The following is a 9,397-nucleotide window of genomic DNA, read 5'->3' on the forward strand; positions in this document are numbered from 1 at the left end:
CATCGCCCTGGCTGCCTGCCAGGAGCACGAACTCGCCAACGAAGCGCGCCGCGACGGCGTAGTGCACGGCGTGTTCAGTCATGCGGTCGGCCGGGCGCTGAGCCGGGTCGGACCGGGGGCCTCCTATCGCGCGGTGTGGAGCCATGCCCGCGCGCTGGTCGAGGCCCGCTATCGGCAGCAGCTGCCCGCACTGGAGGTCTTCGCTGCGGATCTGGCCGACCGGGAGTTCCTCGGCGGCGCCCTCCATCGGCCGGCGGCGGACGTGACGATGCGCCACTTCCAGGGCACGTGGGAGGTCAACGTCGGGACGCTGCACGGCTTGGTGTGCGTGCCGGGCGAGGAAACCCGGCTGGCCGTGTACGGCGCGCGCCCGATTCGGGAGGTCCGGGTCGTGCGGCCGGGAGATCTGCGCAGTTCAGTCGAACCGGTGGGGTGGGTGCCGGACGTCAAGGCGCAGTATCGGATGGTCCTGACCCAGGTGCCCTTGCCGCCCGTCGCGGTCGTCGTGGAGGGCGACCCGGAGATGGGTGAGCGGATCACCACCGCGGTCTGCACAGCCGGCCCGGGCGGTGGTCCGTCGCCGCACATCCGCGTCGCCACGGACACGGATGCCGTCCATGCCGACAAGCTTGTCCGCTTGCACTGCCGGGAGTCCGGCGACCTGCTGGTCACCAGCGCCGACCGAGTGCCGCTGACCGGACCGGTCACCGCGGACGCCACCGGGGTGGCGCGCACCGTTGACCACCTCGAACACATCGCGCGCTGGCTCCAGATCCGCACCCTGACGAATCCGCGGTCCGGGCTGGACGAGCAGATCTGCCTCGAGATCGTGCCGGCGCTTCCCGGCGAGCGGACCCTTCCGGCCGACCGGGAGGCGCTGCCTGAGGGCAAGGTCGAGCTCCACTACCGCCCTGACGCATCCGGCTGGACCCCGCCGTCCGTCTTCGTCCGCATCCGCAACACCGGCCCGAAGCGCTTGTACTGCGTGCTGCTGGACCTGACCGACCGGTTCCGGATGGACCCCGACCTCTTCGAGGGTGCCTTCGTGCGGGCCGAGTGGGCGGCCGTCGCGGGCCGCGGTGGGCCGATCACGATGTCGCTGCCCCCGGGCCGCCCGGTCAAGCCCGGCAGCCACGTGACCGACTGGTTTCTGCTGCTCGCGTCCGAGGAGGAGTTCAGCTCGGAAGCGTTCTACCTGCCCCGGCTGGGAGAGACGCTGCGGTCGATGTCTGCTCCGCGGTCCGCCGGGCCGGGCCTGCGCGGCGTGCTCGGCCGGCTCGGCCTGATCGCCACGCGGCGCGACAGCAGCATGGCTCTGGACTCGGTCGCCGACTGGACCGCGAAGATTGTCGAGGTGTGCACTTCGGTGCCGGAAGGGAAGCCGGCATGAACACCATGGCGCAGGCCGAGATGGTCACCGCCCTGCTGCTGACCGGGCAGCACCGCATCGACCCGGTCGGCGCGCGGGTCGCGAAGCGTCCGGCCACCGAGGTCGCGGCGGCCCTCGCCGCGGGCGAGCCTCAGCGGGCCCAGCGGCGCCTGCGTAACCTGCCGGACGACGGCGACGGGGCGGCGCTCGGCTACGCCGCGGTGGTGCTCGACCGTCAGTGGACGCCGCGCGGCGCCGGGTCGGCGCTGGCCGGCGACGCCGCCGAGGCGCTCGTCGTCGCCGGTCGCCGGCTGACCGGTGCGACCCGGGAGACTCCGCTCGGTGTCCTCGCCACCGCCGTCGTGCCCGAGTTGCTGGTCGCGCACGCCATGTCCGAGGACGAGCGTCGGTCCGGCCTCGCCGTGCTCGCCAGGCACACCCGGGAGCGGCTCGCTGCGATCGAGCGGGAGTGGCCGCCGCTCGGGCCGGCGACCCGGTCGTACATGATGGTGACCCGGGCCGACCTCGCCTTCCGGGACGGTGACGCCGAGGCGGCCGCTGCGCTGCTGGGTGAGACCCGTTCCTGCTCCGGCGGCGACGCCGCGGCCCAGGCCCACGTGGCGCTGACCCGCGGCGACTGGTTCGCCGACCCGTCCGGCCACCCGGACACGCTCGGACTGGCGTTCGGCGCAGCGGCGGCAGCCGCCCGGCCGCCGATCACCCAGCGGGCAGCCGGGCGGGCGGCCGAGTGCTACGACGAGGCCGAACTGCTCTGGTCAGCGATCGGCAGCCGGTCCGGAATCGCCACGGTGGCGATGCGACGGGCGCATCTGGCCCGGATGCGCGACCGGGCACCGATCCGGGACGACGAGCTGACCCGCGCCCGCCAGCTTGCCGGCGAGTCCGGGGACGGCGGGCTCGCCGCGCTGATCGAGGTGCACCGGCTGATCGACGAGGTGGCCACTGCCGGCCACGTCGAGCCGGACCAGATCGACCCGGTCCGCCGCTGGTCCGAGCGGGACGGCAGCCGGTCCTACCGCCGCGGCCTGGTGCACCTGCTGGCCGTCCGGGCACGCCGCTGGCGCGACGACGGTGACTTCACGCGGGCGCGGGCGACGCTGTCCCTCGCGGAGCGACTGGCCGGTCGCGACGGATACCGGCACGACGGCGCTTCGGTCTCGATCGACCTGGCTTCCGTCTACGGTGGCGCGGGCTACCGCCGGGCCCGGTTCGCCTTCGCCGACATCGAGCTCAGTGAGGCCCTGGCCACGGGACGCACACTGTCAGCGGTGGAGTGGGTGCGGCTCGCAGTGCGGGCCAGCGAGCTGACCGCGGAGGCGAATGCCCAGGCCGATCCGGATCTGGTGACTACTGCGGCCCAGCGGATCCGGGAGGTGCTCGCCGCGCCGGTCCGGTTCGACGACGACGAGGCCGCCATGGTGGTCGCCGTGCACCACGAGCTCACCGGTCAGCTGCGCTCGGCGCCCGCTACCGCAGCGTGGTACGACGCACAGCGCCTGCGTGACGCCGGCGAGGAGGACGCGGCGCTGGCCGCCTTCGGCGCGGCCATCGACAGATCGGGCCACGACCCACAGTTGTTGTGCGCCGTGCTGGCGTCGGTCCCGCTGCGCGCGGCGGCCGTCGAACTGGCCCAGAGGCTCGAGACGCAGCTAACCCCCTTGCCGGCCACTCTCCTCTACGTGCGGCTGGAAGAGCCGGAAGCGGCCGAGCGGCTCATCGGGCGGGTGGATCCCGTACCGCCGCCATGGACCCGGCCGGCGTTGCTGGCCGGCCTGCGCCGGCTGCAGCGGCGCCACGCCGAGCAGGCCCGTCACGCCGCCCAGGCGGTCGATCTCTTCGAACAGCGGCAGAACGGGCTGACGCGGGATCTGTTGCGCAGCGCGGCGACCGACGACTGGACCGTTGCCGAGGCATACCGGGATCTGGTCACCGGTCTGCTGGGCGACGGGCGGGCGATCGAGGCGCTGGCCGCCGCGGACCGCGCCCGAGGGCTTCCCGCCGCCCTGCTCACGGATCTCGCGACGCTGCCGGCAGGGTCCCGGCGCGTCGTCGGCGACTGGTTGGCCGCGAACTCCCGCTGGGCGGCCGCTTTCGAGGGGCCCGACGGCCGTCGCCGGCCGGTACTGGACGTGGCCGAGGCCGAGCTGGACGCCGCCGAGGAACGAGTGCGCAGAACCGTCCCGGCGCTTCTGACACGGCGCGTCGAGCGGCCCGGCGACCTCGGGCGTACTGTCCGGCGGCTGCCCGCCGGCACGGTCCTGCTCGCTTATCACCACTTCCGCGGCGAATTGGTCGCTTGGGCGGTTACCGGCGACGGCGCAGTGCACACGCACGGCCCGGCTGCGGCCGAGGGCCTGGTCGGTTCGATCGCGAGCTGGCACCGCGCCCTGCGCCGCGGTCAGACCGACCCGCACGCCGCACAGCAGCTGGCCGACCTGTTGCTGGGCCCGTTCCGGACGGTGCTGGAGGACCATCGCCGGATCATCGTCGTGCCGCATCGCGACCTGTTGCTGGTGCCCTTCCCCGCGCTGCCCTGGGGGGACGGCGTGCTCGGCGACAGGCATGACGTCTCCTGCTTGCCGGCGGTGTCGCTGCTCGATCGGCACGGCGCCGGGCGTGCGGTTGACCTCGGCCGCGGTGTCGTGCTGGTGGGTGATCCGGACACCCGATCCGGTCTGCCACCACTGCCGGGCACCAGGTGCGAGGTTCTCGGTGTGCGGCGGCATCTGCCGGACGCGGAGGTATTGCTCGGGTCACGGGCGACGCTGGCCGGTCTTCGCCCGCTCGCGGCCGGCCGGGGCGTCGTGCACCTGGCCTCCCACGCCGTCGTACGACCGGGTCTGCCGAACCTGTCGAACGTCGTGCTCTCCGGGGACGACCGGCTCACCGTCGCGGATCTTCTCGGGTCGTCCATCACCGGCGACCTGCTCGTGCTGTCCGCCTGCCAGACCGGCCAGGGCACGTCTACGCTCGCCGGTGACATGTCCGGCCTGGTGCGGGCCGCGCTGGTCGCCGGATTCGCACACCTGGTGGCGACGCTGTGGCCGGTCCAGGACCAGATCGCGGCCGTCTTGATGGAGCGGTTCTATGCCCACCTCGTGCGGTGCCGGGATGTGTCGCAGGCCCTCGCCGGGGCGCAGCGCGAGGTTCGCGCGATGGGACCGGACGACCTGATGGACGCGTACGCGAGCCTGCCCGGCGCCGAGCCGCGCCGGGTCGCGCCGATGCGGGACGCGTCCGTCGAGGGCCTGTACGCCCCGGACGCGGTGCACGGATGGGCCGCGTTCACCCACATCGGAGTCGGTGGGGCCGCGCCCATCCGCGACGCATGGTGACGTGACCGACGTCGTCGCGGCTCACGGGCCGCGGCGCCCGCGCTCGAGATCGGGGAGATGGGCGTGGACCACTTCCTCCGGGGCGGCGCGCCCGGCGACGAAGCCTGGATGCTGCGCCGGCGGGCGCTCGTCCGGGTCGGCAGCGGGCAGCTGTGCGACGGTCTGTCCGACGCCGAGATGGCGTTGCGGCTCGGTGCCGGCCTCGGGCTGCGCATCACCACAGCCGACGCCGCGACCATCGCCGCCCGGGCATACGCGTGGCAGGGCGACAGCGCCGGCGCACGGACAGCCCTGGAAAGCGTGGAAGGGCCCGCCGTCACCTTCGTCCGGGCCCGGGCGAGCTGATCGGCCGATCTCATCGCGCTCAACGAGCACCGGCACGAGGACGCCAGGTGCTTCCGTTGTGGGAACAGGCGGCCCGGCAGGCCGAGGCGTTCGCCCGCCCTTACCTCGACAATCTGGTCCGGCGGCGACTGGCCCAGGCCGAGCCGGGGGGCGAGGAGTATTTCGAGGCGGCGCCGGCTGCGAGCGCCGCCGGCCCGGGCGTCCTCAAGGTGGCGCGCACCCCTGGGTGGAACGCACCACGACCGGGCTGCGCGCCGCCGGGGTAGTGCCCGCCGCTCCCCGTGCCACCGGTGCCGGGCTCACCCGGCTCAGGGCTGCTGCCGCCACGGGTCGCCGGGCGGGGGGTGAGGGGACGCGGCCATCACCGCGGTAGCGGCGAGGCTACCGCGGTTGTCGTGGTGGACGACGAACCCGGTCGCCGGGCTAGGGCGCGTTTCAAAAGTCAGCTGCGGGTGGTTGGTCGTCCGGGATAGTCGCGGGCGGCCAGCCAGATCGTGAGGTCTTTTGCGATGGCGGCGAGGTCGGTGCTGGTGGTGAGGTCGTGCTGGTGATGGTCGGGGTCGGCGCGTTCGACTTCATAGCCGCCGTCATCGAGCAGTGAGACAGAGGCATACCAGCCGCTGTCGTCGGCGGGGTTGATGGTGACGAAGGTGTTGCCGTCCGCGTCGAGGTCTTCCAGCAGCATGATCAGGGCGTCTTCGGAGGGATCAGCGATGTGGTCGCCGTTCTCGGAGTCGGCGTCGTAGAAGTCGGCCATGCTGCCGTCCCTCTGGTGAGCGCGCGTTGGGGGGTTTGAGCATGCCACGACGGTCAGAGCCATTCGTTGATCGCCGCGACATGCACCACGGCTTCGAACCTGACAGCCAGTTTCTCGTAGCGGGTCGCGACGGCGCGGTGCCGTTTGAGCCGGTTGATGCCGCACTCCACGGCATGCCGGGCTTTGTAGTCCTGCCGGTCGAACAACGGTGGCCGGCCACCGCCGGAACCGCGTCTTTTGCGATGTCCGGCCTGGTCGGCCGGTTCGGCGATGGTGCATCGGATGTGATGCCGTCGCAGGAACGCCCGGTTCGCGCGTGATGAGTAGGCCTTGTCACCGCGGACCCGATCAGGTCGCCACCGGGGCCGGCCCGCCCCGATCCGAGGGACCCGGATCGCTTGCAGCACCGCGACGAACTGCGGTGAGTCACCGCGATGTCCCGCCGTGAGCAGGATCGACAACGGCTTCTGACCTTGCTCGCACGCCAGATGGATCTTTGTGGTGAGCCCGCCCCGGGAACGGCCCAGACCGTGATCGGCCGGCTCGGTCACCGGCCCGCCGGGCGGTTCAACCTGCCCACCTCCGTTGCGACGCGCCCCAGCGGCGTGCTGATGCGCCCGGCACGAGGTGGAGTCGACGTTGACCTCCCATTTGATCCGGCCCTGCGCATCAGCTCTGGCCTGCAACGCCGTCAGGATCCGCGTCCACACTCCGGAGCGCTGCCAACGCCTGAACAGCCCATACACCGTCTGCCAGGGCCCGTACTCGGCCGGCAGATCACGCCACGGCGAGCCGGTGCGAACCCGCCACCGGATCCCATTGAGCCTTTTTCATCGTGACGGTGCAGGTCACGGCAGAGGCAGAGTCCCGGAGTCGACATAGGACGAGGCTCCCGGTAAGACAGCAGTCGACCAAGATCCGATGCCCCAACCGGGAGCCTCGCTGTGCTGTCTTACCCTGCCGCGATTCCGTTGTCCACTCGTAGTCTGAACCACCTCGCCGGTCTCATCCGAGCCCACCGCGACCGGCGCCGGTCCCGGTGGCGGCGTCTCGACCCCGGCCGGCAAGCCCTGCTCGCTCTCGCGCACCTGCGTAACGGTGACACCCTGACCCGCCTGGCCTGCGGTTTCGAGACCGGAGTGACGACCGCCTGGCGCTACGTCCGCGAGGCCATCAACCTGCTCGCCGCCACCGCCGACGACCTCGAAATGGCGATGGCCAGGATCCGGCTGCTCGCCTGCGCGATTCTCGACGGCACCCTGATCCCCATCGACCGGGTCGCCGACCAGAAGCCCTACTACTCGGGAAAGCACCGCCGTCACGGAGTAAACGTGCAGGTCATAGCCGATGCGGCAGGCCGGCTCGTCTGGGCGTCAGCAGCGTTGCCCGGCGCGGTGCACGACCTGACCGCAGCCCGCACCCACGCCATCATCGAGGCCTTGACCAACGCGAAGGTGATGACATTCGCCGACAAGGCCTACCAAGGTGCCCGTGGCAGCATCCGAACGCCGTTCAAACGGCACCGCTACCGGCCAAAACTCTCCGGCTGGCAGAAAAAGGTCAACCGGGCCCACGCTCGGATCCGAGCCATCGGCGAACGCGCCAACGCCACCCTCAAGACCTGGAAGATCCTGACGAAACTCCGCTGCAGCCCGCACCGGGCGACCCCGATCATCCAGGCCATCCTCGCCCTGCACCACGCCGAGAACCCGGCCTACTCACGATGAACCGGCCTACTCAGAATGAAAAAGGCTCACTGGTCGGGCGGCCGGGTCGTGGGTGCACGCGAGAATGTTGAGGGCGTAGTCGAGCAGGGCCGGGTCTAGTGAGGCCAGGTGGCGCTGCAGGGCGTCGAACAGTCGCAGGGGCAGTGCGCGGTGGTTGAACGCTTCGTTGACGGCGTGGAGCGCCGACTCGCGCACGGTTGGATCGATATCGTGCAATGCGGTCGTCAGCAGGTGCGTGACGGCTTGTTCGGTGTCGGCCTGGTTGTATGCGCCGGCGCGCAAGAGGTCGCCGAGTTGGTCGGCGGCGAGGTCCCGGCGGCGCGGGTCGGCATGGTTGAGCTGGTCAAGCAGGGCTTGGAGGTTCACGCCGCCGCCTGTTGCTGGGGACGTTCGACGAGCCGGCCGTGTTCGAAGCGGGCGCCTGCGCGGACGAAGGCGACCAGGTGCGGTGCGTTGACCGCCCGCCAGCGTTGCTGAGCGGCTTCGATCAGCTTGAACGCCATCGCGAGCCCGGCTGCCTTGGAGCCGGGCCCTTTGGTGACCCTGGTCCGGTGCCGCACCGTCGCGAAGGTCGACTCGATCGGGTTCGTGGTGCGCAGATGCACCCAGTGCTCGGCCGGGAAGTCGTAGAAGGCCAGGAGTTCGTCGAGTTCGTCGACGATCTTGGCGACGGCCTTGCCGAACTTGGCGCCGTAGGCGAGCTTGAACGCGGCGACCGCCGGGCGGGCGTGGTCGCGGTCCTCGGCGTTCCAAATCTCGGCGAGGGCCTTCTTCGCCCCGGGATGCGCGGATTTCGGCAGCGCGCCGAGCACGTTGGCGATCTTGTGGAACCAGCAGCGCTGCTCCCGTGTGCTGGGGAACACCTCACGCAATCCGTTAAAGAACCCGAGCGCCCCGTCACCGACGGCCAGGGCCGGGGCGCGCATCCCGCGCCGCTTGCAGTCACGCAGCAAGTCCGCCCATGACTCGGTGGACTCCCGGTAGCCCTCGGCCAGCGCGACGAGCTCTTTCCGGCCGTCGACGCGGACGCCGACTATCACCAGCAGGCACAGTTTCGCCTCGTCCAGACGGACGTTGAGATGCACGCCGTCGGGCCACAGGTAGACGTAGTCGGCGCCGGACAGGTCGCGGCCGGCGAACGCGCGGGCCTCGTCCTGCCACTGGGCGGTGAGCCGGGTGATCGTGGCCGCGGACAGCCCGGAACTGGTGCCGAGGAGCTGCTGCAACGCCGGCACGAAATCCTGTGACGAGAGTCCGTGCAGGTAGAGCAGCGGCAGCACCTCGTTAATCTGCGGCGACTTACGGCACCAGGCCGGCAGGATCGCCGAGGCGAACCGCTTCCGTTCGCCGGTCTGCTCGTCGAGGCGCTTGTCGTTGACCCGCGGCGCCACCACCTCAACCGCACCGGCCGAGGTGAGCACCTGCCGCGGCCGGGCGTAACCGTTGCGCGCCACGAGGCGGCGGCCATCCTCCCCGAGTTCGCCGGCGTGCGCGGCGATGTAGGCGGCGACCTCGGTCTCCAGCGCGGCCGCGAGCATCCGGCGGGCGCCGTCCCGCACAATCTCATCGATCAACGAGCCGCCGGACACGGCCGGCTCGGACACGGTCGCTGGCGTCGGGTCTTCCGGGTTGACTACGGTAAGCACGGGCGTACCCTCCCCACCCGCGTTGGCGCGCGGGCTCTGCTCGATTCCTGGCTTGGAACTCGTCGGGAGGGTACGCCTCCCGACGCGCTCATCCACAGGTTTCGAGCATTGCTCCATGGCCGATGAGCCTGGCCCGTATGGGCTGACTCCGGTCGCCCGGCCGCGACGACAAGCATTACAGTCGCATTCGTGAGCGC

8 protein-coding genes and 1 pseudogene are annotated in these 9,397 nt (G+C 71.5%); 5 read left to right on the forward strand and 4 right to left on the reverse strand.

The features are described 5' to 3' along the window. The 4 genes from RBH18_RS41165 to RBH18_RS41180 all read left to right on the forward strand — a co-directional run. Positions 1–1,390: hypothetical protein (locus RBH18_RS41165; protein ID WP_306215944.1), on the forward strand; the 1,390-nt coding region annotated here is incomplete at its 5' end. After that, entirely contained in the window at positions 1,387–4,725 is a 3,339-nt protein-coding gene (locus RBH18_RS41170; RefSeq protein ID WP_306215945.1) for a CHAT domain-containing protein, read from the forward strand. The genes RBH18_RS41165 and RBH18_RS41170, both read left to right, overlap by 4 nt. A 63-nt stretch (positions 4,726–4,788) precedes the next feature. Then, a complete protein-coding gene (locus RBH18_RS41175) occupies positions 4,789–5,070 on the forward strand; it encodes a hypothetical protein (RefSeq protein WP_306215946.1) in 282 nt (93 codons plus the stop codon). Between the two features lie 47 nt (positions 5,071–5,117). Next, positions 5,118–5,336 carry a hypothetical protein gene (locus tag RBH18_RS41180; RefSeq protein WP_306215947.1) on the forward strand — a complete coding sequence of 73 codons (219 nt, stop codon included), beginning with the start codon at positions 5,118–5,120 and terminating at the stop codon, positions 5,334–5,336. A 176-nt stretch (positions 5,337–5,512) separates the two neighbouring features. Here RBH18_RS41180 and RBH18_RS41185 read toward each other — a convergent pair whose 3' ends face one another. Together RBH18_RS41185 and RBH18_RS41190 are read right to left on the reverse strand one after the other, a co-directional pair. Continuing rightward, positions 5,513–5,827, reverse strand: coding sequence for a hypothetical protein (locus tag RBH18_RS41185; protein WP_306215948.1), 315 nt, complete (start codon positions 5,825–5,827; stop codon positions 5,513–5,515). Between the two features lie 53 nt (positions 5,828–5,880). Next, positions 5,881–6,651, reverse strand: a pseudogene (locus tag RBH18_RS41190) (IS5 family transposase); the annotation flags it as partial. A gap of 120 nt (positions 6,652–6,771) precedes the next feature. Between RBH18_RS41190 and RBH18_RS41195 the strand changes: the two are divergent. Beyond that, on the forward strand, positions 6,772–7,554 hold the full coding sequence (locus tag RBH18_RS41195) for a transposase family protein (RefSeq protein ID WP_306215949.1): 783 nt from the start codon (positions 6,772–6,774) through the stop codon (positions 7,552–7,554). Positions 7,555–7,560: 6 nt separating this feature from the next. Here the strand turns inward: RBH18_RS41195 and RBH18_RS41200 are convergent, their stop codons facing one another. Both RBH18_RS41200 and RBH18_RS41205 read right to left on the reverse strand, forming a co-directional pair. After that, positions 7,561–7,920: a hypothetical protein gene (locus tag RBH18_RS41200; RefSeq protein WP_306215950.1), complete on the reverse strand. Its 360-nt coding sequence runs from the start codon at positions 7,918–7,920 to the stop codon at positions 7,561–7,563. Further along, positions 7,917–9,200 carry an IS256 family transposase gene (locus RBH18_RS41205; RefSeq protein WP_372339068.1) on the reverse strand — a complete coding sequence of 428 codons (1,284 nt, stop codon included), beginning with the start codon at positions 9,198–9,200 and terminating at the stop codon, positions 7,917–7,919. Before RBH18_RS41205 ends, RBH18_RS41200 begins: the two co-directional genes overlap by 4 nt. Between the last annotated feature and the right edge of the window lie 197 nt (positions 9,201–9,397).

The organism is Actinoplanes oryzae, assembly GCF_030757795.1.
In the GTDB taxonomy this organism is placed as follows: Bacteria; Actinomycetota; Actinomycetes; order Mycobacteriales; family Micromonosporaceae; genus Actinoplanes.